Source organism: Psychromonas sp. KJ10-10, from assembly GCF_047323245.1.
Taxonomy (GTDB): Bacteria; Pseudomonadota; Gammaproteobacteria; order Enterobacterales; family Psychromonadaceae; genus Psychromonas.
Window position 1 is genome coordinate 786,414 of record NZ_CP178826.1, and the last position, 25,062, is coordinate 811,475.

Sequence of the window (25,062 nt, forward strand, 5' to 3'; positions counted from 1 at the left end):
ATATTCTCAAAAATAATATTTAAAATATTATGAACTTTTTATCTGGGTGCTTGACTAATACTTTGAACTAGATGCTTTTCTTAGTTTATTCCTTAGTTTTCCTCCGTTTAGCTTGCTACTCGGAGGTTTTTTTGAGCTTTTTTTAGTATTACTCTGTTATGTCTAAGGATTTAAAAAGAAAGGTACTGCAGTATTAAAAAGAATGTCATTCCCAAGCCAATTGTTTTTAATAAATTTTTTGTTATTAAGGCGATAACAAAAGCAAACAAAGCTGCTATTAAATAGTTATTTGTTAATGACATATCGATAACACCATTAGGCATCACCACCGCTGGAATAATAATCGCAGTTAATACGGCTGGTGGTACAAATTTTAAAGACTTAGCTAACCAGCCAGGGAAACTAATTTTCCCTGCAAAGGCAAACATGATAAAACGTATCGAAAATGTAATGATAAACATGCCTAAAATTAAAAGAACTTCATTCATAAATAAAAACCTTTACCTTGCTTGATAAGAAACTTGTTTGTTAGCAAACTGAGAAATACTTAAACCGACGGCAACCCCAATGATAGCGCTAATAATTAAACCTAGTTTGTTTGGAAGGTGTGCAAAAGCAATAGAGCTGAAACCGGCGACTATAATGGCACTGATCATTGCTTTACTATTCATGTAAGGAACCACCATACCAATAAAGGTGACAGACATCGCAAACTCTAGTCCCCAATGACTCATATCAGGAATTAAGTTACCCAATAACAAACCTAATATCGTGAATGATACCCAGGTAAAATAAAAACAACAGATAGACCCTAAGTAGAAGTAATGGGCATCCTGCTTATCAGCTTGTAAATAACGTTGGCTCATATTTGCAAAGCTTTCATCGGTCAAGCCAAAGGCTAATATTGCTCGCCAACCTAAGGAAAGGTGCTTTACATGTTCAACTAGTGCAGTTGCGTAAAGCACATGGCGCAGGTTAACCACAAAGGTTGTCAGTAAAATCATCTCGAGTGGCGCCTGAACGGCGATTAAGGCTAATACAATAAATTGCGCTGAACCAGCAAAAACAAGTACCGACATTGCAATAGTTGCTAAGGCAGACAAACCGCTGGTAGGGGCTAAAGTACCAAACAAGATAGCAAAAGGGATCGCACCTAAAACTAGGGGTAATCGTCGCTTTTCCTCCGCCAAGAAATTCTTTTTTTGAATATGATTAAACATAAAGTGGTAACTCCATATAAACATCCGCTCGTGGATAATCGCTTTTTCCCTTCGGATGTTCCATTTGTGTAAAGCCAAAGTGTTGGTATAAGGTCATCGCTCGTAATAATTTACTATTCGTTTCTAAACTTATTTTTTTGATGTTTAAATCGCGTGCTTTATTAAGAGCTGTTAGTAGCAATAAACGACCAACACCTTTTCCTTGAAGTTCAGAAGACACAGCCATTTTAGAGACTTCGTAACAATCATTATTAATGGGTTTAAGGGCAATGCAACCAACCACTAGATCTGTTTGCTTTGCAAAAAAAATGTAACCGCCTTGTGCCAAATAATAACTCTCAGGGGTGTCGATTGATTGTTTGTCTTTATCAGTAAGTTGGCCATTAAATTCACTGTTTAACCAGTCCATATTGAGTCGTTTGAAATCATTTTTATAGTCACTTTTCCAATGCTCGATATGAACATCTTGAGTGGATTTCTTAAGTTCTAATAATACGTTTTCAGAAAGATTAAACTGTCGTAAATTATTTTCAAATTGCTCAATTGCATCTAATAAAGGCGTCTGCTGTAAACTTTCAAGATAATCTAAATGCTTCTTTAACGTTTGCCAAACAGGGCTGGCCTGACGCATTAAATCTAAGGACTGTTGCGTTAAACTAAGTTGGCTTGCTCGTTTGTCAGTAGGGTGTGGCTGTTTGCTTAAATAACCTTCGTGGATCATTTTATTCGCAATTTTACTGACTGCTGGGTGGCTCACTGCAAGGTATTCTGCCGCTTGAGTAATGCCCATTGGCCCCATTTTATTGATTAAATTAAGTAATAAAAAATAGTTAGGATTTAGGGTTAAGCCCATTTGTTCATAAACAATCGCCACTTCAGAAACAAGTACATCGCTGAGTCGTTTTAAACGGCTTCCTAAGCTAAGACTTGCAAGTGTTTTCATATAGTCCATTTAATAATTCCAATAATATACGTAACCAGTTACGTAGTTAGTTTCCTACTACTCGTGTTTTATGTCAAGAACAGATAAGAAATTAAGCGAAATGTGATTCGATGCCCACTTTCCCCCTATCATGCTCCGTGTTATATTAGCGCTAATTATTTTCACCTTTTTATATGGGATAACTCATGACCACGATTAAGTCGACGTCTGAAATTCGCCAAGGATTTCTTGATTTTTTTACCAAAAAGGGCCATCAAGTAGTTTCTAGTGGCTCATTAGTACCTGATAATGATCCAACTTTGCTATTTACCAACGCAGGAATGAATCAATTTAAAGATACTTTTCTTGGTAGTGAAAAACGTGCTTATACTCGTGCGACATCTAGTCAACGTTGTGTCCGTGCTGGTGGTAAACATAACGATTTAGATAATGTGGGTTATACTGCGCGTCACCATACGTTTTTTGAAATGCTAGGTAACTTTAGTTTTGGTGATTACTTCAAGCAGGATGCAATCGCATTTTCTTGGGAATATTTAACTGAAGTGCTAAAAATACCAAAAGAAAAACTACTTGTTACCGTATATGAAAGTGATGATGAGGCATTTGCATTTTGGGCCAATAATATCGGTGTACCAGAAGAGAAAATTATTCGTATTGGTGACAAATCTGCTGATAAAAAATTTGAGTCAGATAACTTTTGGTCTATGGGTGATACAGGTCCTTGTGGTCCTTGTTTCTGAGATATTTTACGATCATGGTGAGCACATTTGGGGCGGTCCTCCAGGAAGTCCTGAAGAAGATGGCGATCGTTTTATCGAAATCTGGAATTTAGTATTCATGCAATACAATCGTCATGCTGATGGCACGATGGAAGATTTGCCACAGCAGTCAGTTGATACAGGCATGGGACTCGAGCGTATTTCTGCGATCATGCAAAATGGTCATTCGAACTATGATATTGACCTTTTTCAAGGCTTAATCAAAAAAGTTGCAGAGGTAACTGGTGCGACTGATTTAGAAGATAAATCATTACGTGTTGTTGCGGATCATATTCGTTCATGTGGTTTCCTAATTGCTGATGGTGTTATGCCATCAAATGAAGGACGTGGTTATGTTTTACGTCGTATTATTCGTCGTGCAGTACGCCATGGTCATAAGTTAGGTGCCAAAGGTATTTTCTTCTTTAAGGTTTATGAAGAATTAATTAAGCAAATGGGTGAAGCTTACCCAGAGTTACAAAAACAACGTATATTTGTTGAAAAAATACTGCGTTTAGAAGAAGAGCAGTTTGCTAAAACACTTGAGCGTGGTCTGCAAATTCTAGATATTGCTTTAGATGATTTAGAAGGTAATGTTATTCCAGGTGATATGGTATTTAAACTCTATGATACCTATGGTTTCCCTGCAGATTTAACCGCTGATATTGCTCGCGAACGAGAAATTACAATTGACCAAGACGGTTTTGATACTGCGATGGCGACTCAACGTGCTCGTGCACAACAAGCAAATAATTTTGGTACCGATTATAACGATGTTTTAACCTTTGAGGGAAAAACAGAGTTTGTCGGTTATGAAAGTTTTGAGATTACTGCGACAGTGACCAATATTGTCAAATCTGGAGAGTTTGTAACTGAACTTGTTGAAGGCGATAACGCCCAAGTTGTTCTGACACAAACACCTTTTTATGCAGAATCAGGCGGTCAAGTCGGTGATGCGGGTATATTAGTCTTGAGCAATGGTATCTTTACAGTAACAGATACCAAAAAGTCCGGTGAGGTGTACTTACATACAGGTTATGTTAGCCGTGGAACTCTAGCTGTGAATGAACAGGTACATGCAGAAATTGATGTTGAACGTCGTAAATCAATTGCATTACATCACTCAGCAACACATTTATTACATGTCGCACTACGCAGAACTTTAGGTGACCATGTAACGCAAAAGGGTTCGTTATGTGACGCAGAGAAATTACGTTTTGATTTCTCTCACTTTGAGGCGCTTTCACAGGGTAGTATGGACCAAGTAACTTATTTAGTGAACCAAGCTATTCGTAACAATTTTGAAGTTGTCACTAAACTAATGGATATTGATGAAGCCAAAGAATCAGGTGCAATGGCCTTGTTTGGTGAAAAATACGATGAAATGGTACGTGTTGTTACTATGGGGGATTTTTCAACTGAGCTTTGTGGTGGTACGCATACGCAACGTACCGGTGACATGGGATTATTCCTAATGACTTCTGAGTCAGGTATTGCGACCGGTGGTTCGACGTATTGAAGCATCTGTTGGTAATGTCGCAGAGCAAAAAATTCAAAATCTACGTACACAATTTAATGAAGCCTGTGATTTGGTTAAGGGAGATAGTTTTTCTCTAGGCGAAAAAATCATGCAAACACTTGATCGTAATAAAGCACTTGAAAAAGAAATTGCCCAATTAAAAGCCAAAATTGCCAGTGAAAAAGGCTCTAATTTGACTGATAATGCGATTGAGATCAATGGTGTAAAAGTTGTCATTGCTAATATTGAAGGCGTGGATCCTAAATCATTACGTGATAGCGTTGATGAAATTAAAAATAAATTGCAGTCTGGTATCGTTGTCTTAGCAACAGCGGTAGGTAGCGATAAAGTAAGCCTGATTGTTGGGGTGACCAAAGATTTAACCAAAAAAGTGAAAGCTGGTGAATTAGTAAATGTTGTTGCTAATCCCGTTGGTGGTAAAGGTGGTGGTCGTCCAGATATGGCTATGGCAGGGGGAACAATCCAAGTGCATTGAATGATGCATTAGCATTAGTTGAACCTTGGTTACAAACCAAATTATAAATAGATTAGCGCCTTTATCAGGCGCTAAAAGCGAGAAGTAAATAAAATGGCATTAATAGTACAAAAATATGGTGGTACTTCGGTCGCAAATGTCGAACGAATAAAAATTGTTGCAGATAAAGTAAAAGCAACACGTGATGCGGGTAATGATGTGGTTGTTGTACTTTCAGCAATGTCAGGCGAAACGAACCGTATGATTGCATTGGCAAAAGAGTTAAATGCCAAACCAAGTGCACGTGAAATGGATGTTTTGCTAACAACTGGTGAACAAACAACTATCGCATTATTAGCGATGGCACTACACAATCTAGATGTAGAAGCGGTATCAATGACGGGTGATCAAATCCGTATGAAAACCGATGCCAGTCACTCTAAAGCACGTATTCTTGATGTTGAAACAAACAACTTAGAAACTCATTTAAAGCAAGGCCGAGTTGTTGTTGTTGCTGGTTTCCAAGGACGTTGTGAAAATAATAATATTACCACATTAGGCCGAGGTGGTAGTGATACTTCTGCGGTAGCAATAGTCGCTGCTTTGAAAGCTGATGAATGTCAAATATATACGGACGTTGATGGCGTTTATACCACTGACCCACGCGTTGAGCCTAATGCTCGTCGATTAGATAGCATTACTTTTGAAGAAATGCTTGAAATGGCAAGTTTAGGCACCAAAGTATTACAAATTCGCTCTGTAGAGTTTGCAGGCAAATACAATGTTCCACTTCGCGTATTATCTAGTTTCAAAGATGGCGGTGGCACATTAATTAGTTATGAGGAAAACAAAATGGAATCTCCTGTAATATCAGGTATCGCGTTTAATCGTGATGAAGCACGTTTAACACTTTCAGGTGTGCCTGATCAACCGACAGTTGCTTGCACAAATACTGTCTCCTATTGGTGAAGCTAACATTGATGTTGATATGATAGTGCAAAATACCATTGGCGACGGTAAAACTGACTTTACCTTTACTGTACATCGTGATGATTTTGAACAGGCTAAAACCTTATTAGAAACGGTTTGTACCAAGCTTGATGCAAAAGCGGTTCAAGGTAATAATGAAATAGCAAAAGTATCTGTTGTGGGTGTAGGTATGTGGAATCACCCTGGTGTTGCAAAAACAATGTTTGAAACCTTAGGTAAAGAAGGTATTAACATTCATCAAATCGCAACCTCTGAAATTAAAATTTCAGTATTAGTTGATAGTAAGTATTTAGAACTGGCAGTACGAGCTTTACATAAAGCATTTGAACTGGCTACTGAACCAACTGAAGAAAAATAGGTCTTAAGATCTCATAAGCTGAAAATAGTCCGAAATTTTTTCAGCTTTAGACCATAATAAAAGTGTTAATGGAAAAACCTTATAATAACAGGAGCAGGATATGCTAATTTTAACTCGCCGAGTTGGTGAAACTCTAATGATTGGCGATAACGTAACCGTTACCGTGTTGGGCGTAAAAGGAAACCAAGTACGAATTGGTGTTAATGCACCAAAAGATGTATCGGTACACCGTGAAGAAATATATATGCGTATCCAAGCAGAGAAGACAAATAAATAATTGTGATGAGTTAATAAAGAGCCTAAGGGCTCTTTTTTTGCTTTTTATTTAATAGCGACAGTATGACATTTATGCCTTTTTTCTATAGGCATTGTCGTTGTGTTAACGCATTTATTTATTGAAATTGACATAATTTGAACTATTTGCTGTTTTAGTAAGCAAATAGAAGTTACAGTTTAAAAAAAGTTTGACTTGTTTTTATAAGACAGTATTATGAGCGCCACAAGACGACGGTGGGGTGGCCGAGTGGCCGAAGGCGCTCCCCTGCTAAGGGAGTATCGGGTTTGTAGCCTGATCGAGGGTTCGAATCCCTCCTCCACCGCCATTTTGTATAGATTCTTAAAGCGGGTGTAGCTCAGCTGGATAGAGTACCTGGCTACGAACCAGGCGGTCAGGGGTTCGAATCCCTTCACCCGCACCATCTTTCTATTAGCACGAAGTGGTGATTTGAATCTAATAAAAACAAAAGAATATCGCGGCGGGTGTAGCTCAGCTGGATAGAGTACCTGGCTACGAACCAGGCGGTCAGGGGTTCGAATCCCTTCACCCGCACCATCTTTCTATTAGCACGAAGTGGTGATTTGAATCTAATAAAAACAAAAGAATATCGCGGCGGGTGTAGCTCAGCTGGATAGAGTACCTGGCTACGAACCAGGCGGTCAGGGGTTCGAATCCCTTCACCCGCACCATCTTTCTATTAGCACGAAGTGGTGATTTGAATCTAATAAAAACAAAAGAATATCGCGGCGGGTGTAGCTCAGCTGGATAGAGTACCTGGCTACGAACCAGGCGGTCAGGGGTTCGAATCCCTTCACCCGCACCATTCTTTTTAAAGCTTACCTTGTGTAAGTTTTTTGTTTTTAGGGCTTTAAATATTGTTTCTCAATATTTGCATCTATGCGGGTGTAGCTCAGCTGGATAGAGTACCTGGCTACGAACCAGGCGGTCAGGGGTTCGAATCCCTTCACCCGCACCATTCCCTTATATAATTCTAAATAATCCCCACAAAGCATTTCTCTGAATAAATATTTAATAATTTTGAATAAACTTTCACTGTGTCTATTATGTTTTTGAGAGTTAGATCGATTAAATAATTATTCATTTATTTTGAGATTGGCGGCAAACTATATTTATCGCCTCTGTAGTTCAGATGATACTTAGTTATCGCTAACAAATTAGGTAAGATAGAAGGAAAGCCTCGTTACTTCCAATTTTCTTGTAAAACTATTATAATGAAACCTTTGGAAAGCGCCGTTTAATTCTATTATCTGTTTTTTTGAACATTGGTAATGGAGTTTTGCGCATAATTTTTGTTTTAGCGTTGTTTCTTTTAATGACTTATTCGTCATTTATAAGATGTTAAATGCAATTTTTAAGTGAATATTTATTCACTTTTAAAGTTGTTTAAACTAAAGAACTACTTATATAAGTGCAAAAAAGGATGCAAGTATGGATATCACTGAGTCGTTATTTCAAGCAACAACACTATTTGGGATAGGGATGGGGTTTGTTTTTTCATTCTTAGGTTTATTATTGATTGCCGTTAAACTAATGGCAAAATATATTCCTGCTGATGAACCTACCATTAAAAAACGTACACCTCAGAAAAAAGTTGCTACCACTGCAAATTCTGAAATTAATCCACAAATAATCGCGGCTATAACTTGTGCTGTGCAACAGTATCATAAAGCTGACACAGTATAATGATAACGAGAATAAACCAATGAAGGAGCAAGTTAATATGTCTAAGCCATTAGCAATCACTGAAGTTGTGCTACGTGATGCACATCAGTCATTATTTGCAACGCGTATGCGTATCGATGATATGTTACCCATTGCTGAAAAACTAGATAAAATCGGTTACTGGTCTTTAGAGACTTGGGGCGACGCTACATTTGATGCTTGTATTCGCTACTTAGGTGAAGATCCATGGGATCGTATCCGTGCTTTAAAAGTCGCTATGCCTAATACACCACAACAAATGCTTTTACGTGGCCAAAATTTACTTGGTTACCGTCATTATGCTGATGATGTAGTAGAAAAGTTTGTTGAACGTGCACATACCAACGGTGTTGATGTTTTCCGTATTTTTGATGCGATGAATGATGTGCGTAATTTTGAAACGGCAATTAAATCCGCTGTTAAAATTGGTGCTCATGCACAGGGGACAATTTCTTACACAACTAGTTCTGTTCATACAGTGGATGGTTGGGTAGATATGGCCAAGCGCCTTGAAGATATGGGCTCTCATTCTATTTGTATTAAAGACATGGCTGGTTTGTTAAAACCTTATGTTGCCGAAGAGTTGGTTACTAAAATAAAAGCGACCACAGATATCCCAATTGCATTACATTGTCATGCAACCACGGGTTTAAGTTTAGCAACACAACAAAAAGCAATTGATGCTGGCGTTGATATCATTGACTCTGCAATTTCTTCAATGAGCATGACCTACGGTCATTCACCAACAGAAACATTAGTATCTATTGTTGAAGGAACCAGAACGAGATACCGGTTTAGACTTACCTGAATTAGCTGAAATATCAGCTTACTTCCGTGAAGTACGTAAAAAATACGTTAAATTTGAAGGTGAATTAAAAGGTGTTGATCCACGTATTTTGATTGCTCAAGTACCAGGTGGCATGTTGACTAATATGGAAAGTCAGCTTAAGCAACAGGGTGCCGCTGATAAAATGGATGCCGTATTACAAGAAATCCCACGAGTTCGTGAAGATCTTGGTTTTATTCCACTAGTAACACCAACCTCTCAAATTGTCGGTACACAAGCCGTTATTAATGTATTAATGGGTGAGAGATACAAAACCATCACTAAAGAAACGGCTGGTGTGCTAAAAGGTGAGTATGGCGCGACACCTGCACCTGTTAATACGGAATTACAAGCACAGGTTTTAGATGGTGGACAAGCGATAACTTGCCGTCCTGCTGATAATATTCCTGCAGAAATGCAAGCAATTCAAGCAGACTTTAAAAAGTTAGCAACAGAAAAAGGCATTAAAATTGCAGAACAAGAAATTGATGATGCACTTATTTACGCTTTATTCCCTGAGATTGGCTTGAAATTCTTAGAAAACCGTAATAATCCAGATGCATTTGAGCCTGTGCCAAGTGCAGAGGATTTAGTTGTTGCAAGCAAGTCTGATAAATCTGCACCTAAGACTTATTCTGTTGCAGTAGATGGGCAACTTTATAATGTACAAGTTGGTCCTGAAGGTAGTATTGATGGTATTACTGCTAGTGCAGGTGAGGTGACATCACTTAATGCAGGTAGCGCAGGCGCAGACACCGACACCCGCCGCACCAACAGGCGAAGGCGAAGAAGTGCCAGCTCCATTAGCGGGTAATATCTTTAAAGTATTAGCTTCTGAAGGCGAAAATGTCAGTGAAGGTGATGTATTACTGGTTATGGAAGCCATGAAAATGGAAACGGAAATCCGCGCACCAAAAGCAGGCGTTGTACAGTCTGTTTTAGTGCGAGAAGGTGACGCAGTAGCGGTGGGCGAAGCCCTGTTTACTATCGGTTAAGGAAATATAAAAGTGGATGGATTAATTAAACTATGGAGCGATACGGGTATCGCTCACTTTGAATTTCCTAATCTTGTGATGATTGCGGTGGGATGTATTCTATTATTTCTCGCAATCTCTAAGAAATTTGAACCTTTATTATTATTACCGATTGGTTTTGGTGCTATTTTAGCAAATATTCCTAATGCGGGTTTTATTGAAGAAGGTGGGATGCTCTACTACATTTACCACATTGGTATTGAAACGGGTGTTTTCCCGCTGATTATCTTTATGGGAGTAGGCGCATTAACAGACTTTGGTGCTTTGATTGCAAACCCTAAAACACTGTTTTTAGGGGTGCATCGCTCAATTTGGTATTTTTGCTACTTTGTTTGGGGCAATATTACTTAATTATATTCCTGGTATGGAATTTAGTATGCCGGATGCGACTACGATTGCGATTATAGGTGGAGCCGATGGCCCAACAGCTATCTTCCTAGCCTCTAAGCTTGCACCTCAGTTATTAGGGGCGATCGCAGTTGTCTGCGTACTCATACATGGCATTAGTACCTTTGATTCAACCGCCTATTATGCGCGCTTTAACAACACCTGCTGAACGCGAAATAAAAATGAAACAGCTTCGTCCTGTGAGTAAGAGAGAAAAAATTATCTTTCCGCTTGCAGTATTAATGATGACGATCCTGTTTCTACCAGCGACAACTCCATTAGTGGGAATGTTTTGTTTAGGTAACTTAATGCGTGAATCTGGTGTGGTAGATCGTTTAAGTTCAACAGCACAAAATGAATTGATTAATATTGTCACTATTTTCCTAGGCCTAGGTGTTGGTTCTAAACTTTCTGCTGAATCATTTTTAAATGTAGAAACTTTAGGTATCTTAGCATTAGGTGCGGTTGCCTTTTCAATCGGTACTGCTTCTGGTGTGATCATGGCGAAGTTGATGAATAAGCTTTCTAGTGAGCCGATTAATCCACTTATTGGTGCTTGCCGGTGTTTCTGCGGTACCAATGGCCGCTCGAGTTGCAAATAAAGTTGGTTTAGAAGCTAATCCACATAATTTCTTATTAATGCATGCAATGGGACCAAATGTTGCTGGTGTATTAGGAAGTGCGGTAGCGGCTGGTGTGTTGTTAGCATTAGTTGGCTAATTTTTGCTTATAATTATTCAAGGCGTTGCTTATTAAGTCTTGAAATTATTAAAGGCCACTATTTTTAGTGGCCTTTTTTTATGGGGTAGTTTTGTCAACGGATAGTTTATTTGCTGAATTAGTCTCTTTATTTATTAGTGGTTTTATCTCTTCAACACTGTTTCCCGGTGGTTCGGAAATACTGCTTATTTATTATGTGAAAAATAATTCACAAAATTATTTACTCTATTTTGTCTTCGCTACGGCAGGTAATAGCGCTGGTGCGATGTTTACTTATTTGATGGGATATTATTTCCATTGGGGGAGAGAAAAGACAAAACATTTAAAAACCTATCAATTTTGTCATAAGTATGGCGTTTATGGTTTATTGTTTAGCTGGTTACCCATTGTTGGTGATTTACTACCCTTAGTCGCTGGTTGGTTAAAATTGCCCGTTTTTCCATCACTGTTATTCATTATCATTGGTAAAGCATTACGCTATGGATTAATCATTACTCCCGTTCTGTATTTTATAAAGTAACTTGTAAACAACGCCTTATTTAAGGTATTCTGCTCCTCTTTTATTCACTTTATAGGGGTTGCTCTTGACTCTCAATTTTCAGCAACGTTTAGATATCATCACTACAAAATCAGATTCTTTGGTGGGTTTTGGTCGTGGTATAGAACGAGAAGCTTTACGTATTAAGCCCGATGGTAAATTATCTGAGACGCCACATCCATATGCTTTTGGTAGTGCGCTTTGCCATGATTCAATTACCACTGATTTTGCAGAAAGTTTGCTTGAGTTTATTACCCCAGTTGCAAAGGATGTGCATCAACTTTTTGATTATCTTAATGATATTCATCATTATGTCGCCTGTCATTTAGAAAATAATGAAGCATTATGGCCAATTAGTATGCCCTGTTATGTGCAAAGTGAAGAAAATGTTGAACTGGCCCAGTACGGTAAATCTAATATCGGTACAATGAAAACAACTTACCGACAAGGGCTAAAAAATCGTTACGGTAGTATGATGCAGATAATTTCTGGTGTGCATTATAATTTTTCTTTGCCAGCATCTTTTTGGCCTACATGGTCTGAAATACATCAATCAGAGTTAACTGGTAATGAAGCTCAATCAGCGGGTTATTTAGGATTAATACGTAATTATTTCCGCTATGGCTGGGTGATCCCATACTTATTTGGTGCCTCTCCTGCATTATGTAAGTCTTTTTTACAGGGTAAAAAATCTGATTTTAACTTTAAAGAAGTTGGCAAGGGCACGATCTATTTACCCTATGCGACGTCTTTACGATTAAGTGATTTAGGATATACAAATAGTGCTCAATCATCACTTAATATTTGTTATAACAGTGTTGATAATTATATTGCTTCAGTACATAAGGCATTACACAAAAAAGCATCTCAATTTGAAAAGCTAGGCATTAAAAACGGTGATGAATACATTCAATTGAATGATAATGTTTTGCAAATTGAAAATGAATTGTATGCATCAATTCGTCCTAAGCGAGTGACAAAAAATCTAGAAACACCATCACAAGCATTAAATGCAAGGGGCATTGAATATGTGGAAATTCGTTCTTTAGATGTAAATCCATTTTGTAAACTCGGCATTACAGAAGAACAGGTTAACTTTCTAGATTCTATTTTTAACTTGGTGTGCGATTAAACCTTCAGATGAATTGACGGCATCACAATCTCAGCATTTATCTAAAAATTTCAGCACTATCGTAACTGAAGGAAGAAACCCTGAAGTGACCCTAGAAATAGATGGTCAAACGCAATCAGTTGCGACTTGGGGGAATGGGTCACTGACGAGTTAAAGGCACTCGCTGTTGTATTAGATGAAAGTGGTAAGGAAGAACGATACAAACAAGCAATCGCACACATTGCGCCTCGCTTTAATGCTCCTGAATTAACTAGTTCAGCACGAGTACTTGAGCATCTTATTTCAAAAGATATGGATAATGGCCCGTTAGCGTTAAGTTTGTCGCAACAATACAAAAAAGAATTAATAGAACAGCCTTATAACATTTGGTCGGATCAATATTTTGAATCTCAAAAGGCAGAGTCCTTATTAAAACAGGAACAAATTGAGCAGTCAGACGATGTTGATTTTGATGCTTTTTTAAGCAATTATTATATCAATGCAGAGAAAGTATAATAGACTGAGTGAATGTGTTAAGTAACAGAGCTGTAAAGGTGAATTAGGAAACAATTGCTTATTAGCCGTTGTTTCTTTGCATTAAGCCTAGAAAGCATATTTGCACAAAAACATTCTTTTACGTTAAGCTTATTTTTATTAACAGATTACTTTTGGAAATTGCTTTATGGGATCAAAAAAGCTAATTGTTATTTGTGCAATCTTAATTTTATCAGGATGTGCTAGTGCGCCCCCTAAAAATCCAGATAATATTTGTGATATCTTTTTTGAACACCGAGATTGGTATACCGCTTCAAAAGAAATGAACGAAACCTGGGGCACTCCGATTCATGTTCCTATTGCCATGATGTATCAAGAAAGTAGTTTTAAGCATGATGCCGCTCCTGCAATGCAATACTTCTGGTTTATCCCTATTGGTCGCGCCAGTGACGCCTATGGCTATGCACAGGCTAAAACAATGACCTGGGATGACTACCAGCGTGAAACAGGTAATAGTTGGGCTGATAGAGATGACTTCTATGATGCGGTAGATTTTATGGGATGGTTTACCAGTAAGACGCATAAAATTAATAAGGTTTCAAAATGGGACGCCTATGGTCAGTACCTTAACTATCATGAAGGTTGGGGTGGCTATAAAAAGAAAAGTTATAATAAAAAGCCTTGGTTATTAAAAGTCGCTCGTAAGGTCGATACACGTGCTAAGCAATATGCAACTCAATTACGTGGTTGTAAAGAAGAGTTAGAGTCTGGTTGGTTGTGGAGAGTGTTCTTCACTTAACGATTAAAAGAGAGAGAAAAATGCCATTATTAGATAGTTTTACCGTTGATCATACGATCATGAATGCCCCTGCTGTGCGTATTGCTAAAAAAATGCAAACTCCAGGTAAAGATACCATTACGGTTTTTGATTTACGTTTCACTGCACCTAATAAAGATATTTTATCAGAAAAGGGCATTCATACTTTAGAACACTTGTATGCTGGGTTCATGCGTGATCACTTAAATTCCGACACAGTAGAAATTATTGATATTTCGCCAATGGGATGCCGTACAGGTTTTTACATGAGTCTAATTGGCTCGCCAAACGAAGATCAAGTTGGTAAAGCTTGGTTGGCTTCAATGCAAGATGTCTTAGAAGTTAAAGCACAAAATGAAATTCCAGAGCTAAATGAATTTCAATGTGGCACTTACTTAATGCATTCCTTAGAAGAAGCAAAAGAGATTGCACAAGCCATTATCGACGCCGGTGTTGGGGTTAATAAAAATGATGATATTGCTTTAAGTTCAGAGCAATTGAATCAACTATAAAGAATAAGCTATAAGGCTATAAGGCTATAAGGCTATAAGGCTGTAAGGTTATAAGGCTGTAAAGTTATAAGGCTGTATGGCTGTAAGGCTTTTGCTTTTAGCCTTCAAGCGTACAGCTTTCAAGCCTTACAGTCTTTCTTTATTCTTCTTCTTGTTGCTCATCATATAAATGAGGCATCACCTTAACTAGTTTTACCATATTATTTTCTACTTCTAAAATTTCCATAGGGTAACCACTGATACGTGAACTAATTTGTCCGGTTGGGATCTCTTCTAAATGTTCCAGAATAAGTCCATTTAGGGTACGTGGTCCATCGGTAGGTAATGTCCAGCCCATTTCTTTATTAATATCTCGAATACCTAAGCTACCCTCGATAATGTAGGAATCATCAACCTGTTTAAAAATTTCTTGAGAACTAGTTGGCTCGTGCGTTGTTGTAAAGTCACCAACAATTTCTTCTAAAATATCCGCAAGTGTCACTAAGCCTTGAATATCACCGTATTCATCAACAACTAAACCAATACGTTGTTTGTTATGTTGGAATTTAATTAATTGTGTATTGAGTGGTGTGCCCTCAGGAATAAAATAAAGCTCACGTACACTGCGTAATAATGTTGTTTTACTGAAATCTTCCTTTAGTAAAATAAGCAAGGAATCACGAGCATGGACAAAACCAATCGCATCATCAATAGTATCTCGATATAACAAGGTCATTGTATGAGTACGGTGCTGAAGTTGCTTTAAGATAGTTTCCCAGTCTTGATTAATATCTATGGCCGCAATTTCGTTACGTGGCGTCATAATTTCATCTACGGTTACTTTTTCCAGCTCTAATATGCTTAATAACATTTGTTGGTGATGAGCTGGAATCATTGAGCCCGCTTCATGTACGACAGAGCGAAGCTCTTCGCTCGATAAAGCATTATCACTTTGATGATTAACATTGATACCAAATACTCTTAATAGGCCATTTGAGAAGCCATTAATTAGCCACACTAAAGGGCTCAGTAATTTTTGTAATGGTTTTAATAGGTATGAGCTTGGAAAAGCTATTTTTTCAGGATAAAGCACTGCTAATGTTTTAGGCGTTACTTCAGCAAAAATCAAAATCACTAATGTTAGAGCACCAGTAGCAATCGCAATACCTGCATCACCAAAAAGACGTTGCCCGATAATTGTTGCTATGGCGGAGGCTAAAATATTAACTAGGTTGTTTCCGATTAGGATCAAACCAATTAACTTATCTGGCTTACTTAATAAACCTTCAACACGAATGGCATTTTTATTTTTATCCTTTGCCAAGTGGCGAAGTCGATAACGGTTTAATGACATCATACTTGTTTCTGAGCTAGAGAAATAAGCGGAAATAAAGATTAGTATTATCAGTGTTATTAACAAAGCACTGGTGGGTATGTCGTTCAATGTCGTCTCTTTTGTTAGCAAATATTAGTAATGCGATATTAGCGAAGATGAATGGATAAAACAAAATTGATTGTATGCAATTCTGTAAAGTTTGAGGAAAGCACAGAAATATTGCTTTTTTAAATAAAAAATAAAATATTTTCTAATTTTACAGGTTAAAAATAATACACCTATTGTTTGCTAAACGTCCATTTTTATTTTTTATTGTATGACAATAATTGATCTCACAGGCAAAATATTTGTACTTAAAGTAACTCATAGCTACATTTTTATCAGGAAGAAAGAGTAAATTGGATGTGTATTTAAATTTTTTCACCCCTTAAAAAGAGGTGAAAAAATTTAATAGATCAATAAGAAGAACAATATTAAGCTATTTTATTTATTAGATGAGTGCTTAAAAATGTACTTCAAGACCGGCAAATAAACCTTTATTTTCCTGTGTAACATCATTAATTATCATCTCTTGCAAGCGGTATCCTGCACGAACAGAGAAGTTTAATAATAATGAATCAGGGTTAAAAGTGTAACCTAATCCAAGTTCTGCATCGGTTGCTTCATCATCACTAACACTGCCAGCAATGGCTTCAGCGAATACGTGCATGCCAGTTCCTGGTAAATGAACCTTAGCAGCGCCATAACCTTGAGCGATATCTGTTGATTGACCAGTAATATCTTCAAGGTCGCTATAAGCTAAACCAAAATCAAACTCAAATAAGCCATTATCAAATAGCTCATAATAAAGAATACCATTTAAAGCTGAACTTTCTGGTTCAGATGTGCCACTTAGTGTTGTATATTCCGCGCTAAGATCTGAGTATTTGATTTTCGCGTTTGGAAGCAATGGGATAAAATGCTCTAGTGCGATATAAGCAGATAAGTTGTTAGTATCTTCAAAATCACTGCTAACGTTGCTGTAGTTTGTTGATATTGTATGATAATCAACGCCAGCATAAACACCTAAAAAATCAGCCATTGTTGGCATACTGATCGCGGTCGCAATCGCCACGCAAAAATTTGTTTTTTCATAATTCTATTCCAAGAGTTAGTGGGTATGCTTCATGGTTTTCTTTTGCATAGTAATTTTTTTAATCGGCGCGTCAATCACTATTTCATCACCATTACTAAAATGAAGTTTCAAATTAACACTATCGCCTTCAGTTAACGGGGATTTTAAGCCCAAAAACATAACATGAAAACTACCAGGGCGAAGTTCGGTACTACCCTTAGCATCAACCGTTATTGATTCAACCTGACGCATTTTCATCATGCCATCACTCATAATATGACTATGTAACTCAACACGATCGGCAATATCACTGCTTGCAGAAATTAATGTCAGTGGTTCATCACTGCTATTGTTAATTAGCATAAATGCGGCGCTGTTTTGAGTGTGTGGAGGTGTTGCGCGCACATAGGCATCTTCAATATTTAATACTGTCGCGTTACTTAGAGTGCTAAACAGTAGTGCTACGGTTAATATTAACGAATTAGTTAATTTCATAGGTTAGTATCTTCTTTTTAAAAAAGTAATAATAAATAGCAATGGCCAGTAATATCCATACGCCGAATTTAAAAATAAATGAAACAGTGCTGAGTAAAATAAAAGTGAGTATTAATATGAGCGCAATGACGCTTAAACTAATCACTGAAACACCAAACATAAACAAGACAAATGCTGATAATAAAAGCGTGGCTAATTCAAACATCACCTTTCCTTAAAAGTAAAAAATGCAAAGCGAGAAACTTCGCTTTGCATTTTAGATTATACCATAAACATCATTATTTAGTATTTATCCGCGAAGTGCTTTTTCTCCACGGGCAATACCACAAACTCCAGAGCGAACAACTTCGACAATTTCACTGCTTTCTTCTATCGTTGCCATAAACGCATCGAGTTTAGAACAAGCACCTGTAAGTTGAATCGTATATAGGTTTGGTGTGATATCAACGACTTGGCCACGGTAAATGTCAGTGGTACGTTTAATTTCTTCACGTACTTCATTGTTTGGAGTACGTACTTTAATTAACATTAATTCGCGTTCCACATGCGAGCCTTCTGTTAATTCAGAAACACGTAATACATCAACCAGCTTATGAAGTTGTTTCATCATTTGTTCAAGTGTTGCCTGGCAATCGACTTCAGTGGTAATCGTCATCCGTGATAATGTTAAATCGTTTGTCGGAGAAACAGTTAATGATTCAATGTTATAACTACGTTGCGCAAACAAACCAACAACACGAGCTAACGCACCCGATTCATTTTCTAATAATACTGAAATAATACTACGCATCGGTTCTCTCCGTCGGGCTTAAAAACATATCCTGCATGCTTCCGAATTTAACTTGCATTGGGAAAACTTGTTCTTCAGGGTCAATTGCAACATCAATAAAGACCACGCGCTCTTTGAGTTCAAAAGCACGCTCAAGTGCAGGTTCAAGTTCATCAATCGTATCTACTTTAATACCAATATGGTTATAAGCTTCTGATAGTTTTACAAAATCAGGAACACTGTCCATATAGGAATGAGACTGACGACCACCGTAAAACATTTTTTGCCATTGTTTTACCATGCCTAGAGAACGGTTGTTTAACAGTACAATAACCACTGGGATATTATATTGCATGCAAGTTGATAGCTCTTGAATATTCATTTGAATAGAGCCGTCACCTGTTACACACACAACAGGACGATCTGGGAATGCGACTTTACAGCCCATAGTCGCAGGTAAGCCAAAGCCCATAGTGCCCGCACCACCTGAGTTAATCCACTGGCGAGGTTCTTTAAATGGGTAATATTGAGCTGGCAACCATCTGATGTTGACCTACATCTGATGTCACGATTGCATCACCTTTAGTGACTTTATAAAGGCTTTCAATTACTTGTTGTGGTTTGATATGTGTAGAAGATTTTTTGTAGGCGAGGCATTTTTTAGCACGCCATTCATTAATTTGATCCCACCAAGCATCGATACTTGCAGTATCATTGCTTGCTTGAGTCTCATCAAGTAGATCTAACATTTGTTGTAAAACCACTTCAACTGATCCCACGATAGGTAAATCAGCATGAATGTTTTTAGAGATAGAGGTTGGGTCGATATCTATCTGCATAATTTTTGCATTTGGGCAAAATTTTTCAACGTTATTAGTTACACGATCGTCAAAACGAGCGCCCGCTGCAAAAATAAGGTCAGCATTATGCATTGATAAATTAGCTTCATAAGTTCCGTGCATGCCTAACATGCCAATACTTTGCTTATGCGTTCCTGGAAATGCGCCAAGACCCATTAAGGTATTTGTCACAGGCAGGTTTAATTTTTCAGCTAACTCTATGATTTGTTTTGATGCATTAGAGATGATTGAACCACCACCAACATATAGAACCGGTTTTTTAGCGCCTAAAAGTGCCGCTAATGCGCGTTTAATTTGTCCTTTATGGCCACTCAAAGTTGGATTGTACGAACGTAAATTCACACTTTCAGGGTATTTATAAGGGAATTTATTAAGTGGGTTTTGCACATCTTTTGGTAGATCAATAACCACAGGGCCTGGTCGACCTGTTGATGCAAGATAAAATGCTTTTTTAATTGCTAACGGAATTTCTTCTGCAGTGCGACATAAAAAACTATGTTTCACTACTGGGCGTGATACGCCTATCATATCCGTTTCTTGGAAGGCATCATCGCCAATCCAATTTGTTGGCACCTGACCAGATAACACAACTAGTGGAATCGAATCCATATAAGCTGTTGCAATACCTGTTATACAGTTTGTTGCTCCCGGTCCAGCGGTAACTAATACCACACCGACTTTACCCGTAGAACGAGAATAAGCATCAGCCATATGTACAGTCGCTTGTTCATGACGAACTAAGTAATGTTCAATATCATCAGATTGAAAAATCGCATCATAAATATCTAAAACAGAACCACCGGGGTAACCGAAAATATGTTTAATACCTTCGTCTTGAAGAGAGCGCACAACCATCTCGGCGCCAGATAACATTTCCATAATCTTTCCTTTTTATACAATTGGTAAATTGCGTTGCTTTCGACCTGTATCGGGTAGAAGCAAACTTTGTTTACTGTACAAACACTATAAATAGCCCCTGAACAATAAGTGGAAGTCAACTGTACTGTATTAAAAAATAATTGCACCCATAAAGTAATAAAAATGGCGCCTTTTAATGTTTTATTGTCAATTTCCGGTTAGTTTTGTGAAATTTAGCTTAACAAAGAGCGGATAAATTCTTTTCATAAAGTAACTATTATTTTCGCGGTCAAATGCAAAGGGAAAGCGACTTCTAGCAAGCATTTAATTCGTATAAATTGAAGGTTTATTTTTAATCGGCACTATCTCTTTTAACTTAGATTGGTTAAAATTCGCCTCTTTTTATATATTTGTTCATTACTTTAATATAAGTAGAAATTAGAGATTATTGATGTTTGAAATTAATCCCGTTTTAAATAAAGTAAAAGATCTTTCTGAGCGCACAGATTTGCTTAGGGGGTATCTTTGACTATGATACTAAATCAGAGCGTTTAGAAGAAGTTAGCCGAGAGCTTGAATCTTCAGAAGTTTGGAATGAACCAGAACGCGCACAGGCATTAGGTAAAGAACGTAGTGCCCTAGAGCTGGTAGTTGATACTATTAATACGCTAGATGAAGGCCGCGAAGAAATTCAGATGCTGGTGGATATGGCCGTTGAAGAAAACGATCAAGAGAGTTTTGATGAAGCTATTTCTGGTGCCGATGAATTAGAGAAAAAACTAGAAATACTAGAATTTCGTCGTATGTTTTCAGGCCAAAATGATATCTGTTCATGTTATTTGGATATTCAGTCCGGCAGTGGTGGTACTGAAGCTCAAGATTGGGCGAATATGTTATTGCGTATGTATTTGCGTTGGGGAGAAGCCAACGGATACAAAACAGAGCTAATGGAAGTCTCCGCGGGAGATGTTGCTGGTATCAAAGGCGCAACTATTCGTTTTAGTGGTGAGTATGCCTATGGCTGGTTACGTACAGAAACTGGTGTGCATCGTTTAGTACGCAAATCGCCTTTTGATTCATCGGGTAAGCGTCATACGTCCTTTGCATCTGCTTTTATTTATCCTGAAATTGAAGATAACATCGATATTACTATTAATCCTGCGGATTTACGTATCGATGTATATCGTGCTTCAGGTGCTGGTGGTCAGCACGTTAATACAACAGAATCAGCGGTACGTATTACTCATGTGCCGACCAATATTGTTGTTCAGTGTCAAAATGATCGCTCACAGCACAAGAATAAAGATCAAGCAATGAAGCAGTTAAAAGCGAAGTTATACGAGCATGAGCTACAGCTTCAAAATGCTGAAAAACAAATTAGTGAAGATAATAAGTCAGATATTGGCTGGGGAAGCCAAATTCGCTCTTATGTTTTAGATGATGCGCGAATTAAAGATTTACGAACCAGGTGTTGAAAGCCGTAATCCACAAAGAGTGCTTGATGGTGAACTTAATCAGTTTATCGAAGCTAGCCTGAAATCAGGTTTATAAATTGAAGGGTGACTAAAGTCATCACTTTTTAAAAAGTTACTAAAGTAATAGGAAATATCATGTCAGAGCAAAAAGTAGCAGAAGCACCACAGGAAGAGTTAAACGATATCTTAGCCGCCCGTCTTGAAAAACTAGATGGTATGCGTGCAAAGGGACAAGCATTCCCTAATGATTTTCGTCGTAAAAACATCTCTGATGAACTGCATGCTAAATATGATAGTAAAACAAAAGAAGAATTAGATGAGCTAGCGGTAGAAGTTTCAATTGCTGGACGTATGATGACACGTCGTATCATGGGTAAGGCGAGTTTTGCAACTTTACAGGATATGGGTGGACGCATTCAAGCATATGTTGCGCGTGATAATCTTGCTGAAGGCTTTTATAACGAAGAATTCAAAAAGTGGGATTTAGGCGATATTATTGGTTTACAAGGTGTTTTATTCAAAACAAAAACCGATGAATTAAGTATCAAAGTGAGCGAAATACGCATATTAACTAAAGCGCTTCGTCCATTACCTGATAAATTCCACGGTTTATCTGATACAGAATCTTGTTACCGTCAACGTTACCTTGATTTAATTGCAAACGAAGAATCACGTAAAACCTTTATTTTACGTAATAAAATCATTTCAGCTATTCGTAACTACCTTAATGATTGTGATTTTATGGAAGTTGAAACACCAATGCTTCAGGCTATTCCTGGTGGTGCCACGGCTAAACCTTTTGAAACATTCCACAATGCTTTAGATTTACCGATGTATCTACGTATTGCACCGGAATTAAACCTTAAACGTTTAGTGGTTGGTGGTTTTGAGCGTGTTTTTGAAATTAACCGTAGTTTCCGAAATGAAGGTGTTTCAACACGTCACAACCCAGAATTTACTATGATTGAATTCTACCAAGCTTATGCAGATTATATTGATTTGATGAACTTAACGGAAGATATGTTACGTACTATCACTGAAAACGTATTAGGTTCAAGCATTGTAAATTACGGTGAAGAAGAGTTTGACTTTGGCAAACCATTTATTCGTATGACCATGAAAGAGTCTGTGGTTGAATACAACGAAGGTGTTGAAGCGCAGGAACTTGACACTATGGAAGGCTTAAAAGCAGTTGCTAAACGTTTAAATGTAAACTTAAAAGATAGCTGGGGCGAAGGTAAGGTATTAACAGAAATCTTTGAAGAAACAGCTGAGCACCAATTAATGCAACCTACTTTTATTACTGCTTATCCTGCTGAGGTTTCGCCGTTGGCTCGTCGTAATGATGATAACCCTGAAGTAACAGACCGCTTTGAATTCTTTGTTGGCGGTCGTGAATTAGCTAATGGTTTCTCTGAGCTAAATGATGCTCAGGATCAGGCTCAACGCTTTATGGATCAAGTTGCACAGAAAGATGCTGGTGATGACGAAGCAATGTTCTACGATGCTGATTACATTACTGCCCTTGAACATGGTTTACCACCAACAGCGGGTGAGGGCATCGGGATTGACCGTTTAGTTATGTTATTTACTGATAGTCATACTATTCGTGATGTATTGTTGTTCCCACATATGCGTCCACAGGCTACAAAATAATTTACTATAAGCGGTTAGCTTAATAAGTTATCAATTTTAATTGTTAGTCTTTAGACTCCCCAAAAAAAGCCTCGTTCAATACGAGGCTTTTTTATATCCAAGCAACTAGTATTTTCTTAAACTTTGAAAGTACTGACTAATTTATCCAGTTTATTACCTTCATTAGATACTGTCTGGCTGAGCCTTTCTGCTACTTCACTACCTTGTGTCAAGCCGTTAACAATCTCTTGAATAGCATAAATATTACGGTTAATTTCTTCTGTTACAGAGCTTTGCTCGGTTGCGCCTGTTGCAATTTGTGTGCTCATGTCATTAATTGAACCAACAGCTGAGGTAACCGATGATAGGCTCTCTGATATCGCTGTTGATGACTCAACAGAACGTGCACTTCGTTCCTGACTAAGTTCCATTGAGCTAACCGATACAGTTACTAAGCGGTGTAGCTCCTTAAGCATGTCATTAATTTCCAAGGTGCTTTCCTGGCTTCGGCTTGCAAGGCTTCGTACTTCGTCTGCAACAACTGCAAAACCTCGACCTTGTTCGCCTGCGCGTGTCGCTTCAATGGCCGCATTTAACGCTAATAGATTAGTTTGTTCTGCAATTTCACCGATCACAGAAAGGACGTTATTAATTTTTTTAGATTGTTCGCTGAGCTCATTAACACTGCCAGCAGCGACCATTAATTTCTTCTACTAAATTAGAAATCTCTGAGAGAGATACGTCAACACATTCCTGTGCACGCATTACTTCCCCTGTAGTCGCTTGTGTTGCTTCAGCAACTTGGTTGGTATTACAGGCCACTTCGTTGGCGGTTGATGACATTTCAGTGATTGCAGAGACAACTTGATCCGTTTCATTATTATGACTAACCAGTTGAGCGAGCAATTTCACTACTTTGTCGACTCATCTCGCCACCCGCTTGATTTACCTCTGTGGTAGCAGATCTAATTTCCTTAATGATTTGCTGTAGCTTATCAACAAATAAATTAAATGACTCACCCAGTTGGGCTATTTCATCTTTACCTGAAATAACAAGGCGTTTAGTTAAGTCGCCTTCACCTTGTGCGATATCGTTAAGGTTAGTAGCCATACGTTCAATAGGGCTGACCATTTTGGTAGCTACAAAAAGAATAATCGCAATGGTTAAAATAATCAGGCCACAGGCTATACTTAACAGTAAAAAGAATCGAGAAGCTGAAGTTTCATTGGCCTTTTGTGCATATTCATTAATAACTAATTCAATATCATCAATGTAAGCACCCGTGCCAAGCATCCAATCTGTGCCGGGTAGCATAATCGCATATCCTATTTTTTCGAATTGTTCCTCTGTACCTGGTTTTTGATAATAATAAGAGAAGATGCCATCACCATTTTTAGCAAGATCAAGCAAGCCAACAATCAACTTAGTTCCCTTTGAGTCAGTTAAATCAATTAAATTTTTACCCACTAGTTCAGGCTTTACACCATGAAAGACATTCACGCCTTTACTATCGTAAATATAAAAATATCCTGCACTACCAAAACGAATGTCTTGTAATGCGCTATTCACATCACCTTGATCACCAAGAGATTGCTGATAGGAAACAATACCTGTCGCTATTTCGGTTACTTCTTTAAGCTCGTTTTTACGCTCTTTAATTAGACTTTCTCTAAACTCAGCAATATTAGTTTCAAGAGCGTTCATTTCGCTGTAGTAGGAGATGGACATAATAGAGACAAGAATAATAAGTAGTGGCAATAATGCTAAGGATAATAGCTTATTACGAAGTTTTAAATTAAACATAGTTTTTCCTTAGTGTTTTTTTATTTATTCGAACA

Annotated in this window: 17 protein-coding genes, 6 tRNA genes and 7 pseudogenes; 20 read left to right on the forward strand and 10 right to left on the reverse strand. The window is 37.8% G+C overall.

Annotation, left to right across the window (positions count from 1 at the left end; translation table 11 throughout):
• Positions 1-170: 170 nt before the first annotated feature.
• The 3 genes from ACLKMH_RS04550 to ACLKMH_RS04560 are packed head-to-tail and all read right to left on the reverse strand — an operon-like array spanning position 171 to position 2,172.
• Positions 171-488 (reverse strand): AzlD domain-containing protein, encoded by a 318-nt coding sequence (locus ACLKMH_RS04550; protein WP_413701034.1) that lies wholly within the window; start codon positions 486-488, stop codon positions 171-173.
• A 12-nt stretch (positions 489-500) separates the two neighbouring features.
• Positions 501-1,220, reverse strand: coding sequence for an AzlC family ABC transporter permease (locus ACLKMH_RS04555; protein WP_413701035.1), 720 nt, complete (start codon positions 1,218-1,220; stop codon positions 501-503).
• Positions 1,213-2,172: a GNAT family N-acetyltransferase gene (locus tag ACLKMH_RS04560; protein WP_413701036.1), complete on the reverse strand. Its 960-nt coding sequence runs from the start codon at positions 2,170-2,172 to the stop codon at positions 1,213-1,215. The genes ACLKMH_RS04555 and ACLKMH_RS04560 overlap by 8 nt, the downstream gene beginning before the upstream one ends.
• 176 nt (positions 2,173-2,348) lie before the next feature.
• Between ACLKMH_RS04560 and alaS the strand changes: the two are divergent.
• The 18 genes and pseudogenes from alaS (at position 2,349) to luxS (ending at position 14,702) form a co-directional block, all read left to right on the forward strand.
• Positions 2,349-4,983: pseudogene (gene alaS, locus ACLKMH_RS04565) on the forward strand (alanine--tRNA ligase).
• Between the two features lie 46 nt (positions 4,984-5,029).
• A pseudogene (locus tag ACLKMH_RS04570) lies at positions 5,030-6,263 on the forward strand (aspartate kinase).
• A gap of 100 nt (positions 6,264-6,363) precedes the next feature.
• Entirely contained in the window at positions 6,364-6,540 is a 177-nt protein-coding gene (csrA, locus tag ACLKMH_RS04575) for a carbon storage regulator CsrA (RefSeq protein WP_413701037.1), read from the forward strand.
• 232 nt (positions 6,541-6,772) lie between these two features.
• Positions 6,773-6,865: transfer RNA gene (locus tag ACLKMH_RS04580), tRNA-Ser, on the forward strand.
• Between the two features lie 19 nt (positions 6,866-6,884).
• Positions 6,885-6,961, forward strand: a tRNA-Arg gene (locus tag ACLKMH_RS04585).
• 57 nt (positions 6,962-7,018) lie between these two features.
• A tRNA-Arg gene (locus tag ACLKMH_RS04590) sits at positions 7,019-7,095 on the forward strand.
• A 57-nt stretch (positions 7,096-7,152) separates the two neighbouring features.
• A tRNA-Arg gene (locus tag ACLKMH_RS04595) sits at positions 7,153-7,229 on the forward strand.
• Positions 7,230-7,286: 57 nt separating this feature from the next.
• Positions 7,287-7,363 (forward strand) — tRNA-Arg (locus tag ACLKMH_RS04600).
• A gap of 76 nt (positions 7,364-7,439) precedes the next feature.
• Positions 7,440-7,516 (forward strand) — tRNA-Arg (locus tag ACLKMH_RS04605).
• Between the two features lie 473 nt (positions 7,517-7,989).
• Complete coding sequence (locus ACLKMH_RS04610; RefSeq protein ID WP_413701038.1) at positions 7,990-8,244, forward strand: oxaloacetate decarboxylase subunit gamma; 255 nt, start codon at positions 7,990-7,992, stop codon at positions 8,242-8,244.
• 37 nt (positions 8,245-8,281) lie between these two features.
• Positions 8,282-10,083, forward strand: a pseudogene (oadA, locus tag ACLKMH_RS04615) (sodium-extruding oxaloacetate decarboxylase subunit alpha).
• Between the two features lie 12 nt (positions 10,084-10,095).
• A pseudogene (locus ACLKMH_RS04620) lies at positions 10,096-11,229 on the forward strand (sodium ion-translocating decarboxylase subunit beta).
• A 91-nt stretch (positions 11,230-11,320) separates the two neighbouring features.
• On the forward strand, positions 11,321-11,749 hold the full coding sequence (locus ACLKMH_RS04625) for a YqaA family protein (protein WP_413701039.1): 429 nt from the start codon (positions 11,321-11,323) through the stop codon (positions 11,747-11,749).
• Between the two features lie 64 nt (positions 11,750-11,813).
• Positions 11,814-12,899 (forward strand): glutamate--cysteine ligase, encoded by a 1,086-nt coding sequence (gene gshA / locus ACLKMH_RS04630; protein WP_413701040.1) that lies wholly within the window; start codon positions 11,814-11,816, stop codon positions 12,897-12,899.
• 13 nt (positions 12,900-12,912) lie between these two features.
• Positions 12,913-13,053 carry a hypothetical protein gene (locus ACLKMH_RS04635; RefSeq protein ID WP_413701041.1) on the forward strand — a complete coding sequence of 47 codons (141 nt, stop codon included), beginning with the start codon at positions 12,913-12,915 and terminating at the stop codon, positions 13,051-13,053.
• Positions 13,026-13,394 carry a hypothetical protein gene (locus ACLKMH_RS04640; RefSeq protein WP_413701042.1) on the forward strand — a complete coding sequence of 123 codons (369 nt, stop codon included), beginning with the start codon at positions 13,026-13,028 and terminating at the stop codon, positions 13,392-13,394. The genes ACLKMH_RS04635 and ACLKMH_RS04640 overlap by 28 nt, the downstream gene beginning before the upstream one ends.
• Positions 13,395-13,560: 166 nt before the next feature.
• Entirely contained in the window at positions 13,561-14,172 is a 612-nt protein-coding gene (locus tag ACLKMH_RS04645) for a hypothetical protein (protein WP_413701043.1), read from the forward strand.
• A gap of 20 nt (positions 14,173-14,192) precedes the next feature.
• The gene (luxS, locus tag ACLKMH_RS04650) at positions 14,193-14,702 is read left to right on the forward strand and encodes an S-ribosylhomocysteine lyase (protein WP_413701044.1); all 510 of its coding nucleotides are present in this window, start codon (positions 14,193-14,195) and stop codon (positions 14,700-14,702) included.
• A gap of 139 nt (positions 14,703-14,841) precedes the next feature.
• Here the strand turns inward: luxS and ACLKMH_RS04655 are convergent, their stop codons facing one another.
• The 6 genes and pseudogenes from ACLKMH_RS04655 to ACLKMH_RS04680 form a co-directional block, all read right to left on the reverse strand.
• Positions 14,842-16,125, reverse strand: a complete 1,284-nt coding sequence (locus ACLKMH_RS04655; RefSeq protein WP_413701045.1) for an HlyC/CorC family transporter — start codon at positions 16,123-16,125, stop codon at positions 14,842-14,844.
• A 394-nt stretch (positions 16,126-16,519) separates the two neighbouring features.
• Complete coding sequence (locus ACLKMH_RS04660; protein ID WP_413701046.1) at positions 16,520-17,131, reverse strand: TIGR04219 family outer membrane beta-barrel protein; 612 nt, start codon at positions 17,129-17,131, stop codon at positions 16,520-16,522.
• Positions 17,132-17,167: 36 nt separating this feature from the next.
• On the reverse strand, positions 17,168-17,626 hold the full coding sequence (locus tag ACLKMH_RS04665) for a copper chaperone PCu(A)C (RefSeq protein ID WP_413701047.1): 459 nt from the start codon (positions 17,624-17,626) through the stop codon (positions 17,168-17,170).
• Positions 17,613-17,831: a hypothetical protein gene (locus tag ACLKMH_RS04670; RefSeq protein ID WP_413701048.1), complete on the reverse strand. Its 219-nt coding sequence runs from the start codon at positions 17,829-17,831 to the stop codon at positions 17,613-17,615. Before ACLKMH_RS04670 ends, ACLKMH_RS04665 begins: the two co-directional genes overlap by 14 nt.
• Positions 17,832-17,915: 84 nt before the next feature.
• Entirely contained in the window at positions 17,916-18,416 is a 501-nt protein-coding gene (ilvN, locus tag ACLKMH_RS04675) for an acetolactate synthase small subunit (RefSeq protein ID WP_413701049.1), read from the reverse strand.
• Positions 18,409-20,134, reverse strand: a pseudogene (locus ACLKMH_RS04680) (acetolactate synthase 3 large subunit). Before ACLKMH_RS04680 ends, ilvN begins: the two are co-directional and overlap by 8 nt.
• Positions 20,135-20,564: 430 nt before the next feature.
• Here ACLKMH_RS04680 and prfB point away from each other — a divergent pair.
• Together prfB and lysS are read left to right on the forward strand one after the other, a co-directional pair.
• Positions 20,565-21,664: pseudogene (gene prfB / locus ACLKMH_RS04685) on the forward strand (peptide chain release factor 2).
• Positions 21,665-21,723: 59 nt separating this feature from the next.
• Positions 21,724-23,244: a lysine--tRNA ligase gene (lysS, locus tag ACLKMH_RS04690; RefSeq protein ID WP_413701050.1), complete on the forward strand. Its 1,521-nt coding sequence runs from the start codon at positions 21,724-21,726 to the stop codon at positions 23,242-23,244.
• Between the two features lie 116 nt (positions 23,245-23,360).
• Here the strand turns inward: lysS and ACLKMH_RS04695 are convergent.
• Positions 23,361-25,027: pseudogene (locus ACLKMH_RS04695) on the reverse strand (methyl-accepting chemotaxis protein).
• Positions 25,028-25,062: the final 35 nt, after the last annotated feature.